Origin of the sequence: Pseudogemmobacter humi (genome assembly GCF_900609055.1) — a bacterium.
Lineage (GTDB): Bacteria > Pseudomonadota > Alphaproteobacteria > Rhodobacterales > Rhodobacteraceae > Pseudogemmobacter > Pseudogemmobacter humi.
The window spans coordinates 1-26,412 of the sequence record NZ_UXAW01000097.1 but is presented as its reverse complement, the minus strand read 5'-3'; the positions used below and the strand labels follow the sequence as shown (position 1 = coordinate 26,412).

Here is a 26,412-nt window from a genome sequence, read left to right as displayed (position 1 = left end):
ACGGAGCGCCTATCTTTCGCGCCATGATCGAAGCATTGCTGCGCCGCCTGCTGGCCCCCGCCCCCGAACCCCTGACCGAAACCGACGCCCGGCTGGCGCTGGCGGCGCTTCTGGTGCGCATCGCACGCACCGACGGGCTTTACGCCGCCGAGGAAGTGGAAAGGATCGACCGCATCCTGATGCAGCGGCACGGGCTCGACCCTTTCGCGGCGGCGAAGCTGCGCGCCGAGGCCGAGGATCTGGAAAGCCATGCGCCCGACACCGTGCGCTTCACCCGCGCGCTGAAGGCGGCGACCCTGCCCGAGGAGCGGCAGGAGCTGCTTGAGGCCCTGTGGTCGGTGGCGCTGGCCGACGGGCTGCGCGACGCCGACGAGGACCGTCTTCTGCGGATGGTGGCGAACCTCCTGGGCCTGACCGATGTGCAAAGCGCCGAGGCCCGCCAGCGCGCCGCGCGCGAGGGCTGAGCGGCGCAGGCGCATCGCCCGGGGCCGTCCGCGCGCGAATGACGCAGACCGCCCGCGAAGGCGCGAAAGCGCTGGCGCAGGCGGTCGCAAGCGATTATCTGGCGGCCTGCCCGACCAGTCATTCTGCCGCATCCGGGGGATCAGATCGCCGGAGAGGACGCCACGGCACGACCGAAACCGCATTGCAAAGCGCCATAAACTGCGTCCTACTGGCATAACAAGCCAGAAGGCGCGCGGTCAGAATGACGCGCCAGACCACAGGGGAAATCATGGGAGAAGCGCCCGTCATCGCGATCCGGGGCCTGCATAAAAGCTATGGCCCGCTTGAGGTGCTCAAAGGCGTTGATCTGACGGCACCGCGCGGCCATGTGATCTCGCTGATCGGCTCGTCGGGCTCGGGGAAATCCACGCTTCTGCGCTGCTGCAACCTGCTCGAAGACAGCCAGCAGGGCGAGATCCTGTTCGAGGGCGAGGCCGTGCGCTGGAAGGGCGAAGGGCTGCGCCGCCACCCGTCGGATCGCGCCCAGGTGACCCGCATCCGCACCAATCTGTCGATGGTGTTCCAGCAGTTCAACCTCTGGGCCCATATGACCATCCTGCAAAACGTGATGGAGGCCCCGGTCACCGTGCTGAAGCGCGACCCCGCCGAGGTCCGCGAGAAGGCGCGCCAGTATCTGGCCAAGGTGGGAATCGCCGACAAGGCCGATGCCTTTCCCGCGCAGCTTTCGGGCGGCCAGCAGCAGCGCGCCGCCATCGCGCGCGCGCTCTGCATGGAGCCGCGCGCGCTTCTGTTCGACGAGCCGACCTCGGCTCTGGACCCCGAGCTTGAGCAGGAGGTGGTCCGGGTGATCAAGGCGCTGGCCGACGAGGGGCGGACGATGATCCTCGTGACCCATGACATGAAGCTCGCGGCGGATTGCTCGGATCACGTCATCTTCCTGCATCAGGGCCGGATCGAAGAGGAAGGCCCGCCCGCGCAATTGTTCGGCGCGCCGAAATCGGAACGGCTGCGCGGCTTTCTGTCGGCCACGGTTGCCTGAGGGGCGCGGGAATGTCCTGTTCGGCCAGCATCGCCGCGATCACGCTCTGGCTCGCCGCAACCGGAGAGCCGTCCGGCGGCGCCGTCAGGCATCTGACCATCGGCACCGAAGCCACCTTCCCGCCCTATATCATCCGCGATGATGCCGGCGCGCTGACCGGCTTCGACCACCAGGTGATGAGCGAGATCTGCACCCGCACCGGCCATGACTGCACCTGGCAGACCGCGCCTTTCGGCGAGCTGATCCCCGGCGTGGCCGAGGGCCGGTTCGACGTGGTTCTGGGCGGCATGGCGATCACGCCCGAGCGCCGCGCGCTGGTGGATTTCTCGATCCCCTATACCTGGGGCGGCGAGATCGAATGGTTCATCGGCTTCCCCGGTGCCCCTGCCCCCGAAGCCGCGCGGATCGCGGTCGAGGCGGGCACCATCCACGAATCCTGGCTGCGCGGCCAGGGGCTGGATTTCCGCAGCTACCCGTCCGAAGCCGCCGCGCTGGATGCGGTGGCCGGCGGCGAGACTGATCTGACGCTCGGCCCCTTCGCGCACCGGATGGATCTTGCCGCGCAGATCGAAGGGCGCGGGCTGGAATATGCCTGGAGCGTGGATATCCCCGACGAGGGCACCGGCATCGCGGTCTGCAAGGGCAACACCGCTCTGAAAGCGCAGATCGACGCCGCCCTCCGCGCGATGGAGGCCGACGGCACGCTTGCCGCCCTGAATTCCCGCTGGTTCTGACACCGGACCGGCGACATGATGACTTTGAGCGAAACCAAGGGAGACCCTCAATGAAGAAGCTGCTTCTCGCCACCGCCTTCGCCGCTCTCGGCACCGGCGCCGCCCTGGCCGATCCGGTCCGCATCGCGACCGAAGGCGCCTACGAGCCCTACAACTTCATCGACGACAAGGGCGAGCTCGCCGGCTTCGAGATCGTTCTGGGCAACGAGCTGTGCAAGCGCGCAGAGCTTGAATGCGTCTGGGTCAAGAACGACTGGGATTCGATCATCCCGAACCTGCAATCGGGGAATTACGACGCGATCATGGCCGGGATGTCGATCACGCCCGAGCGCCGCGAGAAGATCGCCTTCTCGGAAAACTACACCCAGCCCTCGCCCTCGGCCTATGCGGCGCTGTCGCCTGACACCCCCACCGATTCGGGCGTGATCGCGGCCCAGGTCGGCACCATCCAGGCCGCGCATGTCGCCGCCTCGGGCGCGCAGCTGCTGGAGTTCGCCACCCCGGATGAAACCATCGCGGCGGTGCGCAACGGCCAGGCCGTGGCGGTGATGGCGGACAAGGACTATCTGCTGTCGGTGGTGGGCGACGGGCTCGACATCGTGGGCGAGGACGTTCTCCTGGGCGAAGGCATCGGCATCGGCCTGCGCCAGTCCGACACCGAGCTGAAGGGGAAATTCGACGCCGCGATCCAGTCGATGAAGGCCGATGGAACGCTGAATGCGCTGATCACCGAATGGTTCCAGGAAGAAGGCATTCCGTTCTGATCCTGCCGCACTGACCCCGGGGGCCGCCGCCGACGCGCGGCGGCCCCTTTGCCCCCGCTGCCCCGGGGGCGCACCGCAAGCCCTGCTTCCCCGGAAAGGCACTCCCCGGATGTTTGAATTCTGCGCCGAGCCGAAGACGCTGGAAGGTCTGGCCTGGCTGTCGTGCTATCTGACGACGCCCAAGCATATGGAATTCTACTTCTCCTTCCTGACCGTGCTTTCGCTGCTGGCCGTCGCCGCCCCCGCGGCTCTGGCCTTCGGCTTCGGCGGCGCGATGGCCGCGCGCTCGCATCACGCGCCGGTCAGGTGGTTCGGCAATATCTACACCGCCATGGTGCGCGGCGTGCCCGATATCGTGTTCTTCCTGTTCTTCGTGATCGCGCTGGATCAGGGCATCGAATGGCTGACCCATCAGATCCGCTGCCCCGACTGGACCCAGCCGATCCGCCAGGGGCTGGAGTTCCGCGTCTGCCCCGCCGCCAAGGTGCCGCCGAACAACGCCAGCCATTTCGCGCATCAGGTCTACGCTTTCGCGCTGGCGGTGCTGACCTTCGCCATCGTCTTCGGCGCCTTCGCCGCCAATGTGCTGAAAGGCGCGATGGACGCGGTGCCGCGCGCCCAGATCGAGACCGCCGAGGCCTATGGCATGACCCAGGGCCAGGCCTTCCGCCGCATCCTCGTGCCGCAGATGTGGACCTATGCGCTGCCGGGCCTGTCGAACCTCTGGCTGATCCTGATCAAGGCGACGCCGCTTCTCTTCCTGCTCGGGATCCAGGACATCGTCTACTGGGCGCGCGAGCTGGGCGCGTCGAAATCGGCGCGGTTCGACTATCCGCACCCCGACTGGCGGCTGTGGTATTTCCTTGGCCTGCTGATCTTCTACCTGTTGCTCACGCGGCTGTCCGAGATCGTGCTGGCGCGGCTCTCGCGCCGGTTCAGCCACGGCCAGGCCACCCGCGCCGGCGAGAAGATGCGGAGGGCCGCGGCATGACCTGTTTCGAGACATTTCAGGCCTACGGGCTGCGCTCGCTCGGCTTTGGCGAGAACCTGCTGCCCACCACGAACATCACTTTGTGCGATCAGTTCGTGCTGATCGGCTCGGGGCTGATCTGGAACCTTTACTTCGGCATCCTCGCGCTGGCCTTCGGCTTCTTTTTTTCGGTCGGGCTGGCGCTGGCCCGGGCCTCGGGCAATCGCTGGCTCAGGAAGCCCGCGGAGTGGTTCATCTTCATCTTCCGCGGCTCGCCCCTCTTCATCCAGTTCTTCCTGATCTATTTCTTCGTCACCACCGTGCTGCGGGGCTCGGTATCGGTCTTCGGCCTGTTCACCATCCCCACCGCCTGGCTGGCCAATGCCTGGGCGGGGGCGGCGCTGACCCTGTTCCTGAACACCTCGGCCTATGCCGCCGAGATCTTCTACGGCGCGCTGATGGCGGTGCCGAAAGGCGATCTGGAAGCGGCCGACGCCTATGGCATCTCGGGGAAGCAGAGGTTCTTCCGCATCGAATGGCCCACCATGCTGCGGCTGGCCTGGCCCGCCTATACCAACGAGGCGATCTTCCTGTTCCACGCCACCACGCTGGTGTTCGTCTCCGGCTTCCCGGCGTTCCAGCAGCGCGGCGACGCGCTCTATTACGCGAATTACATCGCCGACAAGACTTTCAACCCCTTCGTGCCCTATCCGATCGTGGCCTTCTACTTCGTCTGCCTGACGCTGTTGCTGATCCAGGGCTTCGGGCTGGTGAACCGGCGGCTGAACCGGCATCTGCCCTCGCACCGGAAAAGCAGAATCCGCTTGCGTCCGCAGCTGATCCGGTAGTAGCCTCTATTTGATCAAATTATCCGGGCACCCGCCCGGACCCGCATGACGAGGCCGAAGGCCGGTCCGGGCAAGGCGATCGAACCAAGGGAAGGACCAAGGGCATGGTCCGAACTTGCGCATCGGGCGGGCCGCAGGGCCCGGGGGCGCGGGGCCGTGCCTTTCCAGTGTGAACCATGATGAAGGACTGGCTCAGAAAACATCCCGACGTGCGCACCATCCGGGTGGCCGCCGTCGACCTGAACGGACAGGCGCGCGGCAAGCGCATTCCGGCCCGCTTCGCCGACAAGGTGGTGAAGGACGGCACCCGCTTCCCCTATTCCGTGCTGAACCTCGACATCTGGGGCGAGGATATCGACGACAGCCCGCTGGTGTTTGAAGAGGGCGACCAGGACGGCACGCTGAAGCCGACCGAGCGCGGCTTCATGCCGATGCCCTGGCTGGAGGCGCCGACCGCGCTTTTGCCGATCTGGATGTTTCGCGAGAACGGCCAGCCCTATGAGGGCGACCCGCGCCACGCGCTTCGCGCCGTGGTGGACCGCTACAAGGCGCGCGGCCTGACGCCGGTCTGCGCGATGGAGCTGGAATTCTTCCTGATCGACGATTCCGGCAAGACGCTCCAGGTGCCGCCCTCGCCGCGCTCGGGCAAGCGCAGGAAGGCATCGGAAACCCTGTCGATCCGGGCGCTGGACGCCTTCGACACCTTCTTCACCGATCTCTACGACGCCTGCGAAGAGATGGACATTCCGGCCGATACCACCACGTCGGAAACCGGCCTCGGCCAGTTCGAGGTCAACCTGATGCATTGCGACGACGCGCTGCGCGCCGCAGACGATGCCTGGCTGTTCAAGATGCTGGTCAAGGGGCTGGCGCGGCGCCACGGTTTCGCCGCCAGCTTCATGGCGAAGCCCTATCAGGATTACTCCGGCTCGGGGCTGCATACCCATTTCTCGGTGCTGGACCAGAAGGGCGACAACATCTTCGACTCGGGCGGCCCCAAGGGCACCGCGGCTTTGCGCCATGCGGTGGCGGGCTGTCTGGAGGCGATGCACGATTCCACGCTTCTGTTCGCGCCGCATCTGAACAGCTACGACCGGCTGGTGCCCGAGGCCCATGCCCCGACCTCGATCTGCTGGGGCTATGAGAACCGCACCGCCGCGATCCGCATCCCCGCCGGCAACCCCGCTGCGCGCCGGATCGAGCATCGCGTGGCCGGGGGCGACGTGAACCCTTACCTGATGCTGGCCGCCATCCTCGGCGCCGCGCTCTCGGGGATCGAGGACTCGAGGGAGCCCCCCGCCCCCGTCACCGGCAACTCCTACGCGCTGACCCTGCCGCAGATTCCCACCACCTGGGATTCCGCGATCGACGCTTTCGAGGCCTCAAGCGTGGTGCCGCGTTTCCTCTCGAAAGAGCTGATCCGCAACCTGGTGCTCACCAAACGCCAGGAGCTGCACTATATCAACGAACTCTCGCCCGAGGAGCGGATCGAGATCTATCTCGACACCGTGTAAGGCGAGGCCGCCAGATGCTCTGGCGCCCCCAAGATGCTCTGGCCCCCCTTGACCGCGAAGGGGGCCGGGGCCACCATATCCAGACGCGCAAACAGGTTATTTCCCATGCTGATCGGCATCCTGCAAACCGGAGCCTCGCCCGACGCCCTTCGCGACCAGGGCGATTATCCCGATTTCTTCGAGCGCCTGCTCGCAGAGCGCGGGCTGACCTTCCGCCGCTGGTCCGTCATGGAGATGGATTTCCCGGCCAGCGTCCAGGACTGCGACGGCTGGCTGATCACCGGCTCGCGCTTCGGCGTCTACGAGGATCATCCCTTCATCGCACCGCTGGAGGATTTCATCCGCAAGGCCTGGGACGAACATGTCCCGGTGGTCGGCATCTGCTTCGGCCATCAGATCATCGCCCAGGCCATGGGCGGGCGGGTCGAGAAATACCGGGGCGGCTGGTCGGTCGGCCCGACGCAATACGATTTCCAGGGCGAAAAATTCGCCCTCAACGCCTGGCACCAGGATCAGGTGGTGGAAAAGCCGCCCGCGGCCGAAGTCGTGGCCTCGGCCGCTGCCTGCGAGAATGCCGCGCTGCTTTACGACGACCGGATGTTTTCCGTGCAGCCCCATCCCGAATTTCCCAAAGAATTCATGGAGGGGCTGATCCGGGTGCGCGGCCCCGGCCTTGTGCCGCAGCCGGTGCTCGATGCCGCGACCGAGCGGATCGACACCCCGCTCGACGCCGCGAAGATGGCCGACCGGATCGCCGCTTTCTTTCTGAACCGTCAAACCAGGGCCGAAATGCGCCGCGCCTGAGCGCGGCCCGCTGCGCCCCAACCCAACGTGTGACCCCATGTCCAAATGGACCGACAAGCTGCCTGACGCGGCGCGGGAATATATTGGCAACCGCCGCGTGGACGAAGTGGAATGCGTGATCGGCGATATCGCCGGCGTCGCCCGCGGCAAGGCGATGCCCGCCGCGAAATTCGCAAAGCAGACCAATTACTTCCTGCCGAATTCGATTTTCCTGCAAACCATCACCGGCGAATGGGCCGACAGCCCGTTCGATGCCTTCACCGAACCCGACATGATCCTGGAGCCCGACTGGTCCACCGCGACCGCCGCGCCCTGGACCGCCGACATCACGCTCCAGGTGATCCATGACGCCAAGGATCAGCAGGGCAATCTTGTGCCGTTCAGCCCGAGGAACGTGCTGCGCAGGATCATCGGGCTTTACGCCGAACAGGGCTGGAAGCCTGTCGTTGCGCCCGAGATGGAATTCTTCCTGACCGCCCGCAACCTTGACCCGAACCAGCCGGTGATCCCGCCGATGGGGCGCTCTGGCCGGCGCGCAGCCGGAAAACAGGCCTACAGCCTCTCCGCCATCGACGAATATGGCAGGGTGATCGACGACATTTACGACTTCGCCGAAGCCCAGGGGCTGGAGATTGATGGCATCCTGCAAGAAGGCGGCGCCGGCCAGATCGAGCTGAACCTCGCTCATGGCGACCCGCTGGAACTCGCGGATCACGTGTTTTTCTTCAAACGCCTGATCCGCGAGGCGGCGCTGCGCCACGATTGTTTCGCGACCTTCATGGCCAAGCCGATCGCAGGCGAGCCGGGCTCGGCGATGCATATCCATACCTCGGTGGTGGATACCAAAACCGGCAAGAACATCTTCGCCGGTCCCAAGGGCGTCGAGACCGAAATGTTCAACCATTTCATCGCCGGAATGCAGCATCACATGGGCGCGGCCATCGCGCTGATGGCGCCCTATGTGAACAGCTACCGCCGCTACGTTCCGGATTTCGCCGCGCCGATCAACCTGGAATGGGGCCGCGACAACCGCACCACCGGGCTGCGGGTGCCGATCTCGGGGCCGAGCGGGCGGCGGATCGAGAACCGCCTGCCGGGGATGGACTGCAACCCCTATCTCGGCATCGCGGCGACTTTGGCCTGCGGCTGGCTCGGGCTGATAGAGAAGAAACCGGCGCGGCCGGAATTCACCGGCTCGGCCTATATCGATTCCGATGAGATCCCGGTGAACCTGGGCGATGCGCTGGATCTGCTGGACGAGGACGAGGCGCTGAAAGAGGTGATGGGCGCCGATTTCGTCAAATGCTACGATTCGGTGAAACGGAACGAATACAAGGAGTTCCTCCAGGTCATCAGCCCGTGGGAGCGCGAGCATCTGCTCCTGAACGTGTGATGGCGGTCAATCTTCTGCACGCGAACGACCGGCCCGGAGAATATCCCGACAGCTGGTATGCCGCGACCCGGGTGGCGCTCGATCCCTTCCCGAAGGCCGAGGGCGAGATCCGCGCCGATGTCTGCGTGGTGGGCGCGGGCTACACCGGGCTTTCCGCGGCGCTGCATCTGGCGCGGGCGGGGCTGTCGGTGGTGGTGCTGGAGGCGCATCGGGTGGGCTTCGGCGCCTCGGGCCGGAACGGCGGCCAGGTCGGCTCGGGCCAGCGCCAGGACCAGGACTGGCTGGAAAAGACTGCCGGCAAGGAAAACGCCCGCCGCCTCTGGGACCTGGCGCAGGACGCGAAAGCGCTGGTGCGGGAGCTGGCGGCGGATATGGAGGGCGTCGCCTGGCGCCCCGGCATCGCCCATGCCTGCTGGCACGAGGCCGAGGTGGATCACGCGAAGCGCTATGCAGAGAAGCTCGCCCGCGACTACGATTACCACGAGGTCAGGCCCCTCGACCGCGACGGCCTGCGGGCGCTGGTGGGGTCGGAGGCGTTCAAAGGCGGCGACATCGACCGCGGCGCGGGCCATATCCATGCGCTGAACTTCGCTTTGGGTCTGGCGAAAGCCACGGCGGCGGCGGGCGCGCGGATCTTCGAGAACAGCGAGGTCACCCGGCTGATCCGTAACGAGAAGCCGGTGGCCGAGACCGCCCGCGCCCGCGTCACCTGCGATCATATGGTGCTGGCGGTGAACGGCTATGTCGGAAGCCTTGAGCCGCAGGTGGCCGCGCGGGTGATGCCGATCAACAATTTCGTGGTGGCGACCGAGCCCCTCGGTGCGCTGGCGAAAGAGGTGCTGGCCGAGCCGGTCGCGGTGCATGACACCAAATTCGTGGTGAACTACTGGCGGCTCTCGGAGGACGACCGCCTGCTGTTCGGCGGCGCCGAAAGCTACGGCTACCGCTTTCCCGATGTGGCGAAAGTGGTGCGCAAGCCGCTGCTGGAGATCTATCCGCAGCTCAAAGACACCCGCATCGACTACGCCTGGGGCGGCACGCTCGCGATCACGGTGAACCGGATGCCCTGTTTCGCGCGGGTCGCGAAGAACGTGCTCTCGGCTTCGGGCTATTCCGGCCATGGCGTGGCGCTGGCGACGCTTGCGGGCAAGCTGATGGCCGGGGCGGTCCAGGGCCGGGGCGAGGGTTTCGATCTGATCGCCGACCTGCCCTGGCGGCGCTTTCCGGGCGGTCCGGCTTTGCGCTGGCCGCTTCTGGTGACGGCGATGACATGGTTCTCGTTGCGCGACCGGCTGGGGTGGTAGAGGGGGCCAGCCCCCTCGGCCCTTGCGGGCCTCACCCCCGGGATATTTAGAGACAGAAAATGATCAGGAGCGCGCAGGATATTTTCTGTCTTTAAATATCCCCGCCGGAGGCAGCCGACGCCGGCCGGAGGCGGGCCTGTGCGAAGAGACTCGACTCGGGCGGCCCCGGCCCCATATTGAACCCCATGAGCCTGCCCCCCGGTTTCCTCGACGAATTGCGCAACCGCGTCTCGCTTTCCGCCGTGGTCGGCCGGAAGGTCACCTGGGACATGCGCAAGTCGAACATGGCCAAGGGCGACTGGTGGGCGCCCTGCCCCTTCCATCAGGAGAAATCGGCGAGCTTCCACGTCGACGACCGCAAGGGCTTTTACTACTGTTTCGGCTGCCATGCGAAGGGCGACGCGCTGAGTTTCGTCAAAGACAGCGAGAATCTGTCCTTCATCGAGGCGGTCGCGGTTCTGGCGGCGGAAGCCGGGATGCAGATGCCCGATCGCGATCCGCGCGCGGCCGAGAAGGCCGACCGGCGCACCGAACTGATCCAGGTGCTGGAAGAGGCTGTGAAATGGTTCCGCCTGCAACTGAAGACCCAAGGTGCCGCCGCCGCGCGCGGCTATCTCACGAAGCGCGGGCTGTCGGAAGAGGCTCAGGAAAGGTGGGAGATCGGTTTCGCCCCGGATCAGCGCCAGGCCCTGATCCAGGCGCTGACCGGCAAGGGGATCGCGGCGGATCTGGTGGTGGAGGCCGGGCTTGCGGCCAGAGCGGACGACGGTTCGCTCTATGATCGCTTCCGCGGCCGGATCATCTTTCCGATCCGCGACGGGCGCGGCCGGGCGATCAGCTTCGGCGGGCGGGCGATGGACCCGAACGCGCGCGCCAAATATCTCAACGGCCCCGAGACCGGGATTTTCGACAAGGGCCGCAACCTGTTCAACCACGGCCCGGCGCGCGAGGCGGCGGGCAAGGGCCAGCGGCTGGTGGTGGCCGAGGGCTATATGGATGTGATCGCGCTTTCCGAGGCCGGGTTCCGGGCCGCGGTGGCGCCTCTCGGCACCGCCGTCACCGAGGATCAGTTGCGCCTCATGTGGCGCATCGCGGACGAGCCGGTGATCGCGCTTGACGGCGATGCGGCGGGGATCCGCGCCGCGCTACGGGTGGTGGATCTGGCGCTGCCGCTGCTGGAGGCGGGCAAGGGGCTGCGCTTCGCGCTGTTGCCCGAGGGGATGGACCCCGACGATCTGATCCGCGCCCGCGGACGCGAGGCGATGCAGGAGGTGCTGGACGGCGCCCAGCCGATGGTGCGGCTCTTGTGGAACCGCGAGACCGAAGGCCGGGTGTTCGACAGCCCCGAGCGCAAGGCCGCGCTCGACAAGACCCTGCGCCAGGCCTTGATGCGCATCGCCGATCCCTCGATCCGCGCCCATTACGGCGAGGAGATCAGGGAACTCAGGTGGGAGCTGTTCCGCACCGGCCGCCGCCCTGCGCGGGCGGGTGCCGCGCGGGTCTGGCAGCCGGGCGGGCGCGGCAAATTCGCGCCGCCCCCGGTGCCCACCGAAGGCACACGCAACTCGGCGCTGGCGGGCGCCGCGCCCGAAACCATCGGCGATGCCCTGCGCGAGGCGGTGATCCTCGCCACGCTTCTGCGCTTCCCCACGCTGATCGCCACCTTCGAATCGGCGCTGGAACGGATCGAATTTTCGACCGAGGATCACGAGCGGTTGCGCAACCTTGTCCTGACCCACGGCCACGGCGAGGACTGCGCCGAACTGGTCGCCAGGGACAGTGCGCTGGCCCTTGACCGGGTGCTGAATAATCCCCATGTCCGCATCAGCCCCGCGCTGCAACCCCGTGCCGATGCGACATTCGCCGCCGCCTGTCTGGAAGAGGCGCTGGCCCGGCTTCAGGCTGATCGCGCCCATCGCACGGAACTGGCCGAGGCCGAGGAGGATCTTGCCCATCTGGCCGACGAAGGCCTGACCTGGCGGCTGTCGAAAGCGGCCGAGGCGCGGGTTTCCGCCAGCCGCGGCCCCAAAGAGCAGAAGTCGGAGTCGATCATTGCGCCGAACGGCGTCGAACTGGACCGCGAGGAACTGGACCGTGCCCGCAGATTGCTCGATTCCATCGATTTCAGCCGGGGGAGCAGCCCACGACGCGAGTGAATCCCTGATTCGCCCTTTCCCCCGCCGTGATTCGCGCTATTGATTCGACAAACCCCGAGTGCGATTCGCCCCCATCCCCGCAGGAGCATCCATGGCCCTCAAGGAAAACGACGACGTTAAGCCCGATGGCGACGAGGCCGATATCTCGCTCGACATGAGCCAGGCGGCGGTCAAGAAGATGATCGCCGATGCGCGCGAGCGCGGCTACATCACGATGGAACAGCTCAACGCGGTCATGCCCGCCGATCAGGTCTCCGGCGACCAGATCGAGGACGTGATGTCGATGCTGTCCGAGATGGGCATCAACGTCATCGAGGACGAGGAAGCCGACGAGACCGAAGACCCCGCAGGGGGCGAACTGGTCGAGACCTCTTCCTCGCGCGAGATCGCGCTGGCGGGTCCGGCCTCGGAAACGCTGGACCGCACCGACGATCCGGTCAGGATGTATCTGCGCGAGATGGGCTCGGTCGAGCTTCTGTCGCGCGAGGGCGAGATCGCCATCGCCAAGCGGATCGAGGCCGGCCGCAACACGATGATCGCCGGGCTTTGCGAAAGCCCGCTGACCTTCCAGGCCATCACCATCTGGCGCGACGAACTGCTGTCGGAAGAGATCCTCCTGCGCGACGTGATCGACCTGGAGGCCACCTTCGGGCGCAATCTCGAAGGCGACGAAGAGCTGGAAGGCCCGCCGCTCGACGAGATGGGCGTGGTCGCGGCAGGCGCCGCGCCGCGGCGTTCCGCGTCCGAGCCCGAGCTCGACGCCGACGGCAATCCGATCCTGCGCGAGGACAGCGACAGCGACGACGAGGATGACGACGCCTCGAACATGTCGCTTGCCGCGATGGAGGCGGCCCTGCGCCCGAAGGTGCTGGAGACGCTGGAGCAGATCGCCGACAACTACGCCTCGCTGTCCGGGATGCAGCAGCAGCGGATGTCGGCCACGATGTCCTCCTCCACCCGGTTCTCGACCACCGAAGAGGCGGCCTATCAGAAGTTGCGCTCGGAAATGGTGCTGCTGGTCAATGAACTGCATCTGAACAACAGCCGGATCGAGGCGCTGATCGACCAGCTTTACGGCATCAACAAGCGCATCATGTCGATCAACTCCGGCATGGTGAAACTGGCCGACGGCGCGCGCATCAACCGCCAGGAATTCATCGCCGAATACCAGGGCTACGAGCTGGACCCGACCTGGATCGACCGCATGGCCGGCAAGGCCGGCCGCGGCTGGCAGGCGCTGATGGAGAAAAGCCGCGACCGGGTCGAGGATCTGCGCGCCGAGATGGCCCAGGTCGGCCAGTATATCGGCGTGGACATCGGCGAATTCCGCCGCATCGTGAACCAGGTCCAGAAGGGCGAGAAAGAGGCCCGCCAGGCCAAGAAGGAAATGGTCGAGGCCAACCTGCGCCTGGTGATTTCCATCGCCAAGAAATACACCAACCGCGGGTTGCAGTTCCTCGACCTGATCCAGGAAGGCAATATCGGGTTGATGAAGGCCGTCGATAAGTTCGAATACCGCCGCGGCTATAAGTTCAGCACTTACGCGACCTGGTGGATCCGCCAGGCGATCACCCGCTCGATTGCCGACCAGGCGCGCACGATCCGCATCCCGGTCCATATGATCGAGACGATCAACAAGCTGGTGCGCACCGGGCGGCAGATGCTGCACGAGATCGGCCGAGAGCCGACGCCGGAAGAGCTGGCCGAGAAGCTGCAAATGCCGCTTGAGAAGGTCCGCAAGGTGATGAAGATCGCCAAGGAGCCTATCTCGCTGGAGACCCCGATCGGCGACGAGGAAGACAGCCAGCTCGGCGATTTCATCGAGGACAAGAACGCGGTCCTGCCGCTGGATTCGGCGATTCAGGAGAACCTGAAAGAGACCACCACCCGGGTTCTGGCCTCGCTGACCCCGCGCGAGGAACGGGTGCTGCGGATGCGCTTCGGCATCGGCATGAACACCGACCACACGCTGGAAGAGGTGGGCCAGCAGTTCAGCGTGACCCGCGAACGCATCCGCCAGATCGAGGCCAAGGCGCTGCGAAAGCTGAAACATCCATCGCGAAGCCGGAAGCTGCGCAGTTTCCTGGATCAGTGAATAAGGGCGCCCTGCGGGGCGCTCTTTTGTTTCCTGTTCCGTTCGTGAAGATCGTCGGCCAGCATATACTTTCCATCGGCCGGGCGCTGAACATAACATCTCGCGCATGCCCGGCAGCGGCAACCGCGAAGGCGTTAGGGCTTCGGAACTGCTTCCCCTCGAAGTACAATCGTCCACACCCACGAAACCTTTTTGGGGGACGCGATCAGCCAATAGCGCGACAGCTCAGAATCGGGAAAGAGCTGCGCCTCTGTGAGGTGCGAGGGACGGCCGCCATCCGCCTTCTGGCTGCCGGTGCAGAACTCAAAGAGATCGCCGTTGCGATGGAATGGTCGATCAAACATGCTGCGGAGGTGATCGAGAATTACGTCGCCCTCTCGCCCCAGATGTCGGACGAAATCGGCGATAAGCTGGCGCGCCTCAGGGGCGCATTGGGAACAAAGCTGTAAAATCTGCTGTAAAATTTCACTCAGCCAATCCGCTGAGTGCTGGTCGGGGCGGCGGGATTCGAACTCGCGACCTACGGTACCCAAAACCGTCGCGCTACCAGGCTGCGCTACGCCCCGACAACGCCCACATAGCCTGTATTCCGGCCAAGGGAAAGCGCCCATGGCAAGAAATCCGGCCCGGAACTTCCATGGCGGAAAGCAGGGTGAAAGGCGGTGCTGGAATGTCCGCTAACCGATAAAATTATGCCGGGGCGAGGTCATACGGGTATTGGCGCGAAACGGCCCGGAGGCCCGGCCGGGGCGCTCATCGGCCCTTACGGGCCTCTTCGCCGGCGATGACGCCCGTAAGGGCGGAAGAGCCCCCGGAAGAAGACCATGGCCCGCTCACTCGCAGGGCCAGAGCGCGTCCTTGCCGATCACCGGATGGCGCAGCTGGCTGCCCGGCACGATTCCCGCCCTGCGCGCAAGGCCCCCGTTGATCTCCAGCACGAATTTCACGCCCTCGCCGCCCGGGATCGGGGTCAGATCGCCGGGCACCGCGTTTTCGTGCACATGGGTCACCAGACCGGCCGGATCGGCGAAGACCATATCCAGCGCGATCAGCGTGTCCTTCATCCAGAACTCGGCCCGGCGCGGGGTTTCGTAGACGAACAGCATCCCGGCATCGGGCGCGAGGCTTTCGCGGTGCATCAGCCCGCGGGCGCGCGCCTCCGGGGTCTCGGCCAGTTCGACGATGAAACTCTGGCGCATCCCGTCCCCGGCGGCCGGCGTGCGGATGTCGACGCGCGACGGCGAACAGGCGCCCTGAGCCGCCACCGCCCCTGCCAGACAAACGAAGAGAACAGTGGCCGCCGGAAGGGCGGCCACGTTCAGGCGGAACAGCTCGGCTCCGCTCAGTCCTCTTCCCCGGGGGGTGTGGTCGTTGCGCGTTCCCAACTCAGCACCTGCACAGCCATACGTCCGCGGCGGCCTTCGATCACCCGAAGCGCCACGGCCTCGCCCGATACCAGATCGGCGAAGCCCGAGATCCGCAGGACCTCGATATGGATAAAGATGTCTTCGGCACGGCCGAAGACATTGGCGAAGCCGAACCCCTTCGCCTTGTCGAACCATTTCACGCGGGCTGGTTCCAGCGGCAGCGATTTCAGCTCGTCGGCCGAAATTTCGCCTGCCACCTCTCCCAGCGGGACGATCTGTCCCTCCGGGGGTTCGATTCCCAGCACCTCCACAGCCTGCACGCCGCGCGGAGTGGTCTGGATCCTGACCGTTATGCCTGCGCCATCTGCGACCGAACTTTGTCCGAAGTTGCGTAAGACGTTGGCGTGTAACAGAATATCGGCGTTGGATGTATCGCTGACGATGAAGCCAAAGCCTTTAGCCGGATCAAACCACTTCACCCGGCCCTGCAACACCTGCACGGCCTTATCTTCTTCAGTCATAACAAGAGCTATCTCCCCAGATTAAGCCCTGACAGGTTGATGGGGCCTACGGGGGGCCTTGTTCAAGAGTAAATCGTTACCGTCCGGCAGAATAGTTTACCTTTCCGTAAAATTTCACGGATTGAGTCTTTCGACCTGCCAGACCCCCTCTCCACCCTGACGAGTCCAGCGGAAACGGTCATGCAACCGGAAGGCGCCATCGGCCCAGAATTCGATCTCGACAGGTGCGATGCGGAAGCCGCCCCAGAACGGCGGGCGGCGCGGCAAAGGCCCATGTTTCAGCGTGATTTTCGCGACTTCCGCCATCAGCGCCTCGCGCGAGGACAGGGGCTGCGACTGCCGGCTGGCCCAGGCCCCGAGCCGCGATTTCAGCGAGCGCGAGGCGAAATATTCATCGGCCGGGGGCCCCTCCTCGCGGCTGACGGCGCCGCGCACCCGGATCTGGCGGCGCAGGCTCTTCCAGTGCATCACGAAGGCCGCCTTGCCCGTGGCCGCGATCTCCTCGCCCTTGGCCGAGCCGTAGTTGGTGTAGAACACGAAGGCCCCGTCCCCGATCTCTTTCAGAAGCACCATGCGCACATTGGGCAGGCCCGCCGCGTCCACCGTCGCCAGCGCGATGGCGTTGGGATCGTTCGGCTCGGTCTGTTCCGCCTCGGCCAGCCAGCGCCGCGCGATCGCGAAAGGGTCGTCGCCCGCGAAGATTCCCGTCCTGTCCACTCACCCGCTCCGTCTTGTCCTGAATGTTTTCCGCAAGTTTTCCGCATGCGCCGCCGGATGCTTCCCCTGCCCTTGCGGCAGGCCGGCTTTCCGCCTACACGTCAACGCTATCAAACCGTAAAGGTGTGCGAGGGACCAGGAATGTCAACCGGACTGATGGCAGGCAAACGCGGCCTGATCATGGGCCTTGCCAACGACAAGTCGATCGCCTGGGGCATCGCCCAGGCCCTTGCGGCACAGGGCGCGGAGCTGGCCTTCTCTTACCAGGGCGAGGCGCTGAAAAAGCGGGTCGAGCCGCTGGCCGCCAGCCTCGGCAAGCCGCAGCTCTTTGAGTGCGACGTGGCAAGCGAGGAAAGCCTCGATGCGCTGTTCGACGGCGTGAAGGCGGAATGGGGCACGATCGACTTCGTGGTCCATGCGATCGGATTTTCCGACAAGAACGAGTTGCGCGGCCGCTATGCCGACACCAGCCGCGCCAATTTCCTGACGTCGATGGATATTTCCGTCTACAGCTTCACCGCCGTGGCGCGGCGCGCGGGCGCGCTGATGGGCCCGGGCGGCGCCATGCTGACGCTGACCTATTACGGCGCCGAAAAGGTGATGCCGCATTACAATGTGATGGGCGTGGCCAAGGCGGCGCTGGAGGCATCGGTCAAATACCTCGCCGAGGATTTCGGCCGCGACGGCATCCGCGTCAACGCGATCTCGGCCGGGCCGATCAAGACCCTCGCCGCCAGCGGCATCGGCGATTTCCGCTATATCCTGAAATGGAACGAGCTGAACTCGCCCTTGCGCCGCAACGTGACCCAGGAAGAGGTCGGCAAGGCCGCGCTCTATCTGTTGTCCGACCTCGGCTCGGGCACCACGGGCGAGAACCTGCATGTCGATTGCGGCTATCATGTCGTCGGCATGAAGGCGATCGACGCGCCCGATATCGACGTGGTGACCGGCAAGAAGGACTGAGATGGCCCTTTCCGCCTTCCTCGCCGCCTGGGGATTGCATCTCGTGGCCGCGGCCTCGCCCGGCCCGGCGATCCTCATGTCGGCGCGGCTGGCGGTGAGCGAGGGCCTGCGCACCGGCTTCTGGCTGGCCATGGGCATCGCGCTTGGCGCGGTGTTCTGGGCGGTGGCGGCGCTGACCGGCCTTGCGCTTCTGTTCAGCCTGGCCCCGGCGCTGTTCTGGGGCTTTAAACTGGCGGGCGGGCTGTTCCTGATCTGGATCGCCTTCAACATGTGGCGCCATGCCGCCGTGCCTTTGGCCGAAGAGACCTCCGCCCTGCCCCGCAGCGCGCTGTCGGCGCTCTGGCTGGGGCTGGCGACGCAATTCGCCAATCCCAAGGCGGCGGTGTTCTTCGGCGCCGTCTTCGTCGGCACCGTGCCGCCCGGCACCGCCCTGCCCTGGATCTGCGCGCTTCTGGCGATGGTTTTCGTCAACGAAGCCGCCTGCAATCTCTTCATCGCACGGCTGTTCTCGTTTGAGCGCAGCCGCCGCGCCTATGCCCGGCTGAAAACCGTGATCGACCGCGCTTTCGGCGGGATGCTCGCGCTGCTCGGCCTCAAGATCGCCGCCACCTGAGAGGACGCCATGGCACCAGCCGACCGCCTGCCGCATGAGAAGGGTTTCCACGTCAGCTGGGACCAGATCCACCGCGACGCGCGGGCGCTGTCCTGGCGGCTCGACGGCAAGGGGCCGGAAGAGGGCGGCCACTGGCGCGCGGTGGTGGCGATCACCCGCGGCGGACTGGTCCCGGCGATGATCGTGGCGCGCGAGCTCGACATCCGCGTGATCGACACGATCAGCGTGAAATCCTACAGCCACCAGTCGCAGAGCGAGGCGAGGGTCACCAAATCGCCGCAGGACGCGCTGATGGGCGACGGCTCGGGCATTCTGGTGATCGATGATCTGGTCGATTCCGGCAAGACGCTGGAACTGGTGCGGCGCCTTTACCCCAAGGCGCATTTCGCCACCGTCTACGCCAAGCCGCACGGCAAGCCCCAGGTCGACACCTGGGTGACCGAGGTGAGCCAGGACACCTGGATCTTCTTCCCCTGGGATATGGCGCTGCAATACGTCCAGCCCTACCGCGGCACGGACTGACCGGCTTTGCGCCGGAAGCCGCCGGAAATCCTCTTCACAGAATCGTGAAACAGGCGCAGTCTCCGCGAATCCGGGCCGGGTCCCGGCTTTCAGGGAGGAAGGAATGCCTTTTGCAGATCAGGCCATCCGGCCGGTTTCAGCCCGTACCACGATGGTTCGGGCTTTTTTTATCTTTTTGTTCTGCGGTTTCGGTCTGGCCGGCTGCGATCCGATTGCCGATGAACTGATGGGCGAGCCGGCCTCGGCGACGAAAACCGGCAATGCGGAAGATGACTCGCGGGGCAGCAGCGAAGTCGATACCTGCGACGCCAAGAACGCCGCCGGCACGGCCGATTGCACGCCCAATGCAAGCGGACGCGCCAAAGCGACCAAAGTCGCCGCGCCGCGTGACCGCTTTGCCGGTTTCACGCCGGATCAATGCGGCCAGGGCGCGCATCTGGTCGGGGATGCCTGGGCGATGATGCTGACCGGGAAGTTGAAGGACTGGGAGGATTACTGCACGATGATCGAATCCGGCCAGGGCCAGACGGTGGCGCGCACCGGCGGATCTTCAGGCACCGGCGGCGGCTGCGAATATCGGGGCCGCAACTACGGGCCGGGCGAGTCCGTCTATTCTCCGATCGACTCCGACAGCCTGCTGGTCTTCGGGCAGCGGTTCGAGGAACTCGCCGGCGTCTCGAAGAAATGGCAGCAGTGCCAGTGCAGTTCCTCCTCGGGTCACTGGGGCTGCGTCTGAGGGCCGGTCGGCCCTCACTCCGATCCGGCCGGAGACCCCCGCCCGCATGAGAATCTCCCCCGCAGCTAAAGCGGTTGCGGGGGCATGAAAAGATCCGCGTTCCGGGGTGCCAGGCGCGCCCTTTATCCCTGTAAAATAAGGGGTTTTCGCCCTCGTCGGGCCGCAAATACCGCTTCTCCGACTCGGGCCTTTCCCGCATCCTTTTCCGGCCCGGGCAAAGATCCGGCATTACGGGAGGGTCATGATGAAACACGGCATTGCACTGATCTGCATTTTTCTCGTCGCCGCCTGTGTGGGCGGCAGCGGGCCGGTTCAGGTCCGCCCGAAAGGGCAGGCCAGCAACACGACGGCGGTAAAGCATTGCGAACTGGTCAACGGCCCCGTCGGCTGCAACGACATGCGCTATCAGGCCGCCGCCGACTATGCCAAGGCACTGGAACTGGATTACGAGGACACGCCGAGCCGGAACCTGAGCATCATGGAAGCGATGCTGGAGCAGACCGACATCCTGATCGCGAAATCCGAGGGGCGGGCCTATGATCCGCCGGGCGGGCGCCCGTTCCGGGCCTATGAGGACATCGTTCTGACCCCGGTCACGCCGCAGGGCTCGTCCTCCTCCGGGGGTTCCGGCGGCGGCTGCGTCTATCAGGGGCGGGAATACGGGCCGGGCGAGTCCGTCTATTCTCCGATCAACTCCGACAGCCTTTTCGTCTTTGGCAAACGCTTCAGCGACCTGGCCGGCAGTTCCGGCCCCTGGCAGCAATGCCAGTGCAGTTCCTCCTCGGGCCACTGGGGCTGCGTCTGAGGGCTTGCAACCGCCTCGCAACCTGCGACTAATCGGGCGATCCAGCCGAAGGACCGCCCGATGACCCTGCCGCTCAACCCCAATCTCGCCGCGACCGAACTGCCGCCGGTGATGGAGGCGCGGCGCTGGACCGAGGGCGTCACTTTCCCGCCCGACCGCCCGCTGATCAACGTCAGCCAGGCCGCGCCGGTCGAGATCCCGCCGCTCGGGCTGCGCGAGGCCATCGCCGAGGCCGCGATCAACGATCCCGACGCGCATCTCTACGGGCCGGTGCTGGGCCTGCCCGCCCTGCGCGCGGAAATCGCCCGGCAGTTCTCGGCCGCTTACAGCGGCGCAATCGCCCCCGGCCAGGTTGCGATCACCCAGGGCTGCAACCAGGCGTTCTGCGCGGTGATGGCCACGCTCGCCGCGCCCGGCGACGAGGTGATCCTGCCGGTGCCATGGTATTTCAACCATAAAATGTGGCTCGACATGGCGGGCTGCACCACCCGCGCGCTGGACACCGGCGCCTCGCTGATCCCCGACGCGGGCGCCGCCCGCGCGCTGATCGGGCCGAAGACCCGCGCCATCGTGCTGGTCACGCCGAACAACCCGGGCGGGGTGGAATATCCGCCCGAGACGCTGGCCGCCTTCCGCGACCTCGCGCGCGAGCACGGGATCGCGCTGGTGATCGACGAAACCTACCGCGATTTCGACAGCCGCCACTCGGCGCTGACCGGCGGGCGGCCGCATGATCTGTTCCTGGACCCCGACTGGGCCGATACGGTGATTCAGCTCTACAGTTTCTCGAAAGCCTATCGGATGACCGGGCATCGGGTCGGCTCGGTCACGGCCTCGGAAAAGCTGCTGGCCGAGATGGAGAAATTCCTCGACACCGTGGCGATCTGCCCCGGACAGCTCGGCCAGATCGGCGCGCTCTGGGGGATGCGCAACCTCACGCAATGGGTGGCGGGCGAGCGGGACGAGATCCTGCGCCGCCGCGAGGCGATGATCGCGGGATTCGGCGCGCTGACCGGCTGGAAACTCCTCGGCTGCGGCGCCTATTTCGCTTATGTGGAACACCCGTTCGACATCGCCTCGGACGCGCTCTGCCAGCGCCTTGTGCGGGACTGCGGCATCCTGATGCTGCCGGGCACCTTCTTCTGCCCCGAGGGCTCCGACGCCGGGCGGCGCCAGATCCGCATCGCCTTCGCCAATATCGGCACCGAAGGGATCGCGGAAATGTTCGCCCGTCTGCGCGATTTCCGCCCGTAACGGCGGGGCCGCGCGCTTGCCCCGCGCCCCCCTTCCCTCTAGACAGTCGGGAAACATCTGACCGGAGCCGGACCATGGCCAAAGCGACCGAGGGCGAGACGCGGCGCAAGCCCAACAAGGGCAAGTCAACCCTGACCTGGCTGATGACCGGGATGCTGATCCTTGGGCTCGGCGGTTTCGGCGTCACCAATTTCGGCGGCACGCTGACCTCGATCGGCTCGGTCGGGCGGATCGACCTGTCGGCGCGCGACTATGCCCGCGCCGTGCAGCAGGAGGCCGCCAGGATGAGCCAGCAGATCGGCATGCAGATCGCCGTCCAGGAGGCAATCGGCTTCGGCATCGACCGCCAGGCGCTGGCGGGTCTTGTGACCCGTGCGGCGCTGGACAATGCCGCGCTGCAAGCCGGGCTTTCGGTCGGCGATCAGACCGTGGCGGCCGAGGTGATGAAACAGGCGGCCTTCACCGGCAGTTCCGGGGCTTTCGATCCGGCGATGTATCGCGAAGTGCTCAGCCGCAACGGCTGGAAGGAAGCCGATTACGAGAATTCGCTGCGCCGCGACGTGGCGCGCGCGCTGCTGACCGGCGCCGTCAGCGGCGGCTTCGTCGCCCCGGCCCCGCTCACCGACACGCTGCACCGCTGGATCGGCGAACGGCGCGGCTTTTCGATGATCCGCCTCGGCGAGACCGATCTGCAAGAGCCGCTGGCCGCGCTTGGCGAGGACGAGCTGAAGGCCCATTACGAGGCCAATATTGCCGATTTCACCCGCCCCGAGGCCAAACGCATCCGCTATGCCGCGCTTTTGCCCGAGGATCTGGCCGCGGATCAGCCGGTGGACGAGGCGCTTCTGCGCGCGCTCTATGACGAGCGGATCGCGGAATATGTGATCCCGCCGCGCCGCCTGGTGGAACGGCTGGTCTATCCCGACGCCACTTCGCGCGACGCGGCGCTGGCGAGGCTTTCGGAAGGCGCGACATTCGAGGATCTGGTCGCGGATCGCGGCCTGCCGATGGATGCGGTCGATATGGGCGACGTGTCTGAGCAGGAGCTGGGCGAGGCCGGCGAAGCCGTCTTCGCGGCCGAAACCGATGCGGTGATCGCCGCCGAAAGCGCGCTCGGCCCGGCGCTGTTCCGGGTGAACGGCACGCTCGACGGCAAGGAGACCAGCTTCGAGGAGGCCCGCGAGGAACTGGTCTCCGAGCTTCAGATCGAAGAGGCCCGCCACCTCATCAACCAGCGCATCGACGAGATCGACGATCTGCTGGCCGGTGGCGCCTCGCTCGACGAACTGGCCAGCCAGACCGGGATGAAGACCGGCACGCTCGACCATGCCCCGGGCGCCCAGGGCACCGATCCGCTGGAGGGCTATCAGGCCTTCCGTCAGGCCGCCGATGCGCTGCAACCGGGCGATTTCGCCGAGGCGATCGTGCTGGACGACGGCGGCGTGGTGACGCTGGAATTCGTGGAAACCGTTCCCGCCGCGCCGATCCCCTTCGATGAGGCCCGCGCCGCGGTCGAGGCGGCGATGCAATCCGGCCAGCTGCGCGCGGCGCTGCTGGAACAGGCTTTGCGGCTGAAGGCCGAAGCCGAGGCGGGCGCCGCGCTCGACACTCTGGGCAGGGCCGAGACCACGGCGGAAATCGCCCGCGACGGCAGCGTCGACAATGCCCCCGCCAGCCTGATCGCTGCGCTGTTTTCCATGGAGGAAGGCGAGATCCGCGTGATCGAAGAGGGCGATTTCGTCGCGCTGGTCCGGCTCGACAGCATCGCCGAAGCCGATGAGACCGGCGAGGGGGCAGCCGCGCTGAAAGCGGCGCTGGCCGCGCAGATCGAACAGGCCATCGCCCAGGACGCTTACGCAGCCTTTGCCGATGCGGTCTCGGCCGAAGCCGGGATCACCCTCGACCAGAATGCCATCAACCTTGTGAATTCGAGCCTGCAATGAAACTGGAACCCTCCTTCGACGCCTTCGGGCAAGCCTGGGCCGAGGGAAGGAACCAGCTGGTCTGGGCGCGGCTTGCCGCCGACCTGGACACGCCGGTCTCGCTGATGCTGAAACTGGGCGAGGCGCGGACCGACACCTTCATGCTGGAATCGGTGACCGGCGGCGAGGTGCGCGGGCGCTATTCGATCATCGGCATGAAGCCCGATCTGATCTGGCGCTGCCGGGGCGAGCGGTCCGAGATCAACCGCGACGCCCGATTCGACCCCAATGCCTTCGCGCCGCTCGACGGTGATCCGCTCGACACTTTGCGCGCGCTGATCGCCGAATGCCGGATCGACATGCCCGAGGGGCTGCCCGCCGCCTCGGCCGGGCTGTTCGGCTATCTCGGCTATGACATGATCCGGCTGGTGGAGCATCTGCCGGATGTGAACCCCGATCCGCTCGGCCTGCCCGATGCGGTGCTGATGCGGCCCTCGGTGGTGGCGGTGCTCGATGGGATCAAGGGCGAGGTGATCCTGGTCGCCCCGGCCTGGGCGGCGCCGGGTCTGAGCGCGCGGGCGGCCTATGCCCAGGCGGCCGAGCGGGTGATGGATGCGATGCGCGATCTGGACCGCGCCCCCGCCGTGCAGCGCGAGATCGACGGCCCCGCGATCACCGGCGAATTGCAGTCGAATTTCACCCATGAGGGCTACAAGGCCGCGGTCGCGAAGGCCAAGGAATATATCCGCGCGGGCGACATCTTCCAGGTGGTGCCGAGCCAGCGCTGGTCGATGGATTTCCCGCTGCCGCCCTTCGCCTTCTACCGCTCTTTGCGGCGCACCAACCCCTCCCCCTTCATGTTCTTCTTCAACTTCGGCGGCTGGCAGGTGGTGGGGGCAAGCCCTGAGATCCTCGTGCGGCTCAGGGATGGCGAGGTGACGATCCGCCCGATCGCCGGCACCCGCAAACGCGGCGCCACGCCCGAAGAGGACAAGGCGCTGGAAGAGGATCTTCTGGCCGACCGCAAGGAACTGGCCGAGCATCTGATGCTGCTGGATCTGGGCCGCAACGACGTGGGCCGGGTGGCAAAGATCGGCACCGTGCGCCCGACCGAGAAATTCGTGATCGAGCGCTATTCCCACGTGATGCATATCGTCTCGAACGTGGTGGGCGAGATCCGCGAGGGCGAGGATGCACTCTCGGCGCTGCTCGCAGGCCTGCCCGCGGGCACGGTCTCGGGGGCGCCCAAGGTGCGGGCGATGGAGATCATCGACGAGCTGGAGCCGGAAAAGCGCGGCGTCTACGGCGGCGGCTGCGGCTATTTCGCCGCGAATGGCGAGATGGATTTCTGCATCGCTTTGCGCACCGCGGTGCTGAAGGACCAGAAGCTCTATATCCAGGCCGGCGGCGGCGTGGTCTATGACAGCGACCCCGAGGCCGAATACCAGGAAACCGTCAACAAATCCAACGCGCTCCGCCGCGCGGCCGAGGACACCGGCCTCTTTACCCGCCGCGGCAACGGCTGACCCGGGTGCGGGGGCCCTGCCCCCGTCTCCTTCGGAGACTCCCCCGGGGTATTTGGATCAGGGTGAAAGCAGCCGGGGCATGCGAGGCAAACGCCCTGGCGCTCACCTGTCCGCATGTATTGCCGCCAAAGGCCACCGGGCTGCGCAAACCCGGCCCTTTTGTCCGGGAACAGCCCGGGTGTATGGCCTTCATCCTGCGCGGAATATCCCCGTCGGAGGCAACCCGTTTCAGTCGGCGCGCAGCACCGCCGTCACCGGCGCCAGCGCCACCGTGCCCGCGCGCCCCTCAAGTGACCATTCCAGCAGCGCCGCGATGGTTTCCGGCCGGGTGCGACCGACCACGGTCACCCTGCCCTCCTGCGCCGCCTTGAAGGCCGCGCGGTCGAGATAGCGGCGGATCACCGGCGCCTCCTCGCCCTCGGCGTCGAGGTCGCGGAACGCCACCGCTGCCGGCAGACCGGCGCGGCGTGCCACCTGATCGGCGGCGTTCAGCCCGGCATCCCAGGTCACCAGCCCGCGGCCCTGGTCGCCGATCACCGGAATGACCAGGCTCGCCAGCGGCCGGTCGGCCTGGAAGGCGCGGGCGGGCAGATCCATCACCGCCACCGCCTCGGGCAGCGCCCGCGCCATGGCGTCGAAGGCCACCCCCACATCGCTGGCCGCAGCGCCCTGCGGCAGGCCGGTGGCCAGCATGATCACCTCCTGCCCCGCCGCGCGGTAGGTCGCGGCATGATCCGCCGCTCCGGGCGATTGCGGATCGAGCGCGAAGCTGACCGGGAAGGGCAGGCCCGCCAGCGCGGCCCGGTCGAGATCGGGCGATCCGTCATCTATCAGGATCACCGCGAACAGCGGCTTTTCCGCGGGGTTTTCAAAACTGCGGGCATAGGCCTGCCGCGGCGGGGCTCCGGCCGGTTCGGCCACAGCGGGCGCGGCCTCGTCGCCGATCCGCGGCAGGCGGCCGGTCTCGACGCCGGTGTCCCGGCCCCCCAGCGACGGAGTGGCGGGCAGGGTCGAACTCTCGCCCCCCGCAACGATGCGGCGCGCCGGTTCATCGGCTGCCGCGCCGGTCTCCGGCTCAGGCGCCGCGGGGGCTGGCTCTTCGGCCCCGGGCGCCGCATCCTGCGCATCCTCCTGATCCGCCCCCGGGGCGGCTTCTGGCGGGGCGGCGGGGAGATCGGCAGGCGCGGGCTCGGCGGGGATGATCACGAACTCCCCCTCGGCAAGCCCCCGCTCGTCGGCCAGAAGTTCCGCCAGCATCGCCTCTTCTCCGGGGGTGAGCGGCGGCGGCGCAGGGCCTTCGGCAGGCAGCGGTATATCCTCATCCGCCGGGCCTTCGGGGCGGGGCGCACCCGCCAGCGCGGCGGGCGGCATGTCTTCGCC

At 66.5% G+C, this 26,412-nt stretch carries 25 protein-coding genes and 1 tRNA gene; 21 read left to right on the top strand and 5 right to left on the bottom strand.

All coding sequences use genetic code 11. From position 1 onward, the window contains the following. Nucleotides 1–23: 23 nt before the first annotated feature. The 13 genes from XINFAN_RS17725 (at nt 24) to XINFAN_RS21840 (ending at nt 14,535) form a co-directional block, all read left to right on the top strand. On the top strand, nt 24–464 hold the full coding sequence (locus XINFAN_RS17725) for a tellurite resistance TerB family protein (RefSeq protein ID WP_124088203.1): 441 nt from the start codon (nt 24–26) through the stop codon (nt 462–464). A 269-nt stretch (nt 465–733) separates the two neighbouring features. Continuing rightward, the gene (locus XINFAN_RS17720) at nt 734–1,504 is read left to right on the top strand and encodes an ABC transporter ATP-binding protein (protein ID WP_199286460.1); all 771 of its coding nucleotides are present in this window, start codon (nt 734–736) and stop codon (nt 1,502–1,504) included. Nucleotides 1,505–1,515: 11 nt separating this feature from the next. Next, nucleotides 1,516–2,238 carry an ABC transporter substrate-binding protein gene (locus tag XINFAN_RS17715; protein ID WP_124088201.1) on the top strand — a complete coding sequence of 241 codons (723 nt, stop codon included), beginning with the start codon at nt 1,516–1,518 and terminating at the stop codon, nt 2,236–2,238. Nucleotides 2,239–2,288: 50 nt separating this feature from the next. Further along, nucleotides 2,289–3,002, top strand: a complete 714-nt coding sequence (locus XINFAN_RS17710; protein WP_124088200.1) for a transporter substrate-binding domain-containing protein — start codon at nt 2,289–2,291, stop codon at nt 3,000–3,002. A 109-nt stretch (nt 3,003–3,111) separates the two neighbouring features. Beyond that, complete coding sequence (locus XINFAN_RS17705) at nt 3,112–3,993, top strand: ABC transporter permease (RefSeq protein WP_124088199.1); 882 nt, start codon at nt 3,112–3,114, stop codon at nt 3,991–3,993. Further along, entirely contained in the window at nt 3,990–4,820 is an 831-nt protein-coding gene (locus XINFAN_RS17700) for an ABC transporter permease (protein ID WP_124088198.1), read from the top strand. The genes XINFAN_RS17705 and XINFAN_RS17700 overlap by 4 nt, the downstream gene beginning before the upstream one ends. A 179-nt stretch (nt 4,821–4,999) precedes the next feature. Further along, complete coding sequence (locus XINFAN_RS17695) at nt 5,000–6,334, top strand: glutamine synthetase family protein (RefSeq protein WP_124088211.1); 1,335 nt, start codon at nt 5,000–5,002, stop codon at nt 6,332–6,334. Nucleotides 6,335–6,439: 105 nt separating this feature from the next. Next, the gene (locus XINFAN_RS17690) at nt 6,440–7,138 is read left to right on the top strand and encodes a type 1 glutamine amidotransferase (RefSeq protein ID WP_124088197.1); all 699 of its coding nucleotides are present in this window, start codon (nt 6,440–6,442) and stop codon (nt 7,136–7,138) included. A gap of 37 nt (nt 7,139–7,175) precedes the next feature. Continuing rightward, the gene (locus tag XINFAN_RS17685; RefSeq protein WP_124088196.1) at nt 7,176–8,531 is read left to right on the top strand and encodes a glutamine synthetase family protein; all 1,356 of its coding nucleotides are present in this window, start codon (nt 7,176–7,178) and stop codon (nt 8,529–8,531) included. After that, the gene (locus tag XINFAN_RS17680) at nt 8,531–9,835 is read left to right on the top strand and encodes an NAD(P)/FAD-dependent oxidoreductase (protein WP_124088195.1); all 1,305 of its coding nucleotides are present in this window, start codon (nt 8,531–8,533) and stop codon (nt 9,833–9,835) included. Before XINFAN_RS17685 ends, XINFAN_RS17680 begins: the two co-directional genes overlap by 1 nt. A 185-nt stretch (nt 9,836–10,020) precedes the next feature. Next, a complete protein-coding gene (gene dnaG / locus XINFAN_RS17675; protein ID WP_124088194.1) occupies nt 10,021–11,991 on the top strand; it encodes a DNA primase in 1,971 nt (656 codons plus the stop codon). Nucleotides 11,992–12,082: 91 nt separating this feature from the next. Continuing rightward, the gene (gene rpoD / locus XINFAN_RS17670) at nt 12,083–14,086 is read left to right on the top strand and encodes an RNA polymerase sigma factor RpoD (RefSeq protein WP_124088193.1); all 2,004 of its coding nucleotides are present in this window, start codon (nt 12,083–12,085) and stop codon (nt 14,084–14,086) included. Nucleotides 14,087–14,130: 44 nt separating this feature from the next. Then, nucleotides 14,131–14,535: a hypothetical protein gene (locus tag XINFAN_RS21840; RefSeq protein ID WP_124088192.1), complete on the top strand. Its 405-nt coding sequence runs from the start codon at nt 14,131–14,133 to the stop codon at nt 14,533–14,535. Between the two features lie 40 nt (nt 14,536–14,575). On the opposite strand, the gene XINFAN_RS17660 is transcribed toward XINFAN_RS21840, so the two are convergent. The 4 genes from XINFAN_RS17660 to pdxH form a co-directional block, all read right to left on the bottom strand. Further along, nucleotides 14,576–14,652, bottom strand: a tRNA-Pro gene (locus tag XINFAN_RS17660). A 267-nt stretch (nt 14,653–14,919) separates the two neighbouring features. Further along, entirely contained in the window at nt 14,920–15,285 is a 366-nt protein-coding gene (locus XINFAN_RS17655) for a DUF192 domain-containing protein (RefSeq protein ID WP_124088191.1), read from the bottom strand. 143 nt (nt 15,286–15,428) lie between these two features. Beyond that, entirely contained in the window at nt 15,429–15,974 is a 546-nt protein-coding gene (locus XINFAN_RS17650) for a cold-shock protein (protein ID WP_124088190.1), read from the bottom strand. 114 nt (nt 15,975–16,088) lie between these two features. Continuing rightward, the gene (gene pdxH / locus XINFAN_RS17645) at nt 16,089–16,691 is read right to left on the bottom strand and encodes a pyridoxamine 5'-phosphate oxidase (protein ID WP_124088189.1); all 603 of its coding nucleotides are present in this window, start codon (nt 16,689–16,691) and stop codon (nt 16,089–16,091) included. Nucleotides 16,692–16,832: 141 nt separating this feature from the next. Between pdxH and fabI the strand changes: the two genes are divergently transcribed. The 8 genes from fabI (at nt 16,833) to trpE (ending at nt 25,032) form a co-directional block, all read left to right on the top strand. Beyond that, nucleotides 16,833–17,654 carry an enoyl-ACP reductase FabI gene (gene fabI / locus XINFAN_RS17640; protein WP_124088188.1) on the top strand — a complete coding sequence of 274 codons (822 nt, stop codon included), beginning with the start codon at nt 16,833–16,835 and terminating at the stop codon, nt 17,652–17,654. Between the two features lies 1 nt (nt 17,655). Beyond that, nucleotides 17,656–18,267, top strand: coding sequence for a LysE family translocator (locus XINFAN_RS17635; protein WP_124088187.1), 612 nt, complete (start codon nt 17,656–17,658; stop codon nt 18,265–18,267). 9 nt (nt 18,268–18,276) lie between these two features. Beyond that, nucleotides 18,277–18,789 (top strand): xanthine phosphoribosyltransferase, encoded by a 513-nt coding sequence (gpt, locus tag XINFAN_RS17630; protein WP_124088186.1) that lies wholly within the window; start codon nt 18,277–18,279, stop codon nt 18,787–18,789. Between the two features lie 226 nt (nt 18,790–19,015). Then, on the top strand, nt 19,016–19,525 hold the full coding sequence (locus XINFAN_RS17625) for a hypothetical protein (RefSeq protein ID WP_124088185.1): 510 nt from the start codon (nt 19,016–19,018) through the stop codon (nt 19,523–19,525). A gap of 244 nt (nt 19,526–19,769) precedes the next feature. After that, nucleotides 19,770–20,330 carry a hypothetical protein gene (locus XINFAN_RS17620; protein ID WP_124088184.1) on the top strand — a complete coding sequence of 187 codons (561 nt, stop codon included), beginning with the start codon at nt 19,770–19,772 and terminating at the stop codon, nt 20,328–20,330. A gap of 60 nt (nt 20,331–20,390) precedes the next feature. After that, entirely contained in the window at nt 20,391–21,584 is a 1,194-nt protein-coding gene (locus tag XINFAN_RS17615; RefSeq protein WP_124088183.1) for an aminotransferase, read from the top strand. 74 nt (nt 21,585–21,658) lie between these two features. Further along, nucleotides 21,659–23,527: a peptidylprolyl isomerase gene (locus XINFAN_RS17610; RefSeq protein ID WP_124088182.1), complete on the top strand. Its 1,869-nt coding sequence runs from the start codon at nt 21,659–21,661 to the stop codon at nt 23,525–23,527. Beyond that, complete coding sequence (gene trpE / locus XINFAN_RS17605; protein WP_124088181.1) at nt 23,524–25,032, top strand: anthranilate synthase component I; 1,509 nt, start codon at nt 23,524–23,526, stop codon at nt 25,030–25,032. The genes XINFAN_RS17610 and trpE overlap by 4 nt, the downstream gene beginning before the upstream one ends. 228 nt (nt 25,033–25,260) lie before the next feature. On the opposite strand, the gene XINFAN_RS17600 is transcribed toward trpE, so the two are convergent. Continuing rightward, a partial coding sequence (locus tag XINFAN_RS17600; RefSeq protein WP_148087154.1) for a divergent polysaccharide deacetylase family protein occupies nt 25,261–26,412 on the bottom strand: 1,152 nt, incomplete at its 5' end.